2 tRNA genes and 1 rRNA gene are annotated in these 445 nt (G+C 47.7%); all 3 read right to left on the bottom strand.

The window, feature by feature from the left end:
• Positions 1–61: 61 nt before the first annotated feature.
• Positions 62–134 (bottom strand) — tRNA-Thr (locus A8F94_RS12190).
• Positions 135–148: 14 nt separating this feature from the next.
• Positions 149–223, bottom strand: a tRNA-Asn gene (locus A8F94_RS12185).
• 3 nt (positions 224–226) lie between these two features.
• Positions 227–342 (bottom strand): 5S ribosomal RNA (gene rrf, locus A8F94_RS12180).
• Positions 343–445: the final 103 nt, after the last annotated feature.

Here is a 445-nt window from a genome sequence, read left to right as displayed (position 1 = left end):
GTGTTACCGCCGTGAAAGGGCGGTGTCTTAACCGCTTGACCAAGGGGCCTTCATACAAATAAGCTTCCAAGCGGGCTCGAACCGCTGACCTCTTCCTTACCATGGAAGTGCTCTACCTACTGAGCTATGGAAGCATCATAAAAATAAATGGCTCCGCAGGTAGGACTCGAACCTACGACCGATCGGTTAACAGCCGATTGCTCTACCACTGAGCTACTGCGGAATAATGAAGCNCGTCCTACTCTCACAGGGGTTTGCACCCCAACTACCATCGGCGCTGAGAAGCTTAACTTCCGTGTTCGGGATGGGAACGGGTGTGACCTTCTCGCCATAGTTACCAGACAACGAAGACATTTACTATTATAATGCCTTTTAGATATTTTTCAAGGGAAATTTGTTCCCTCAAAACTGGGTAATCGTAATAGAAGAATTAGAAGAACGTTCG

Source organism: Bacillus sp. FJAT-27225 (assembly GCF_001685025.1).
Classification (GTDB): domain Bacteria; phylum Bacillota; class Bacilli; order Bacillales; family Cytobacillaceae; genus Bacillus_D.
This window is presented reverse-complemented; position numbering and strand designations above follow the sequence as displayed.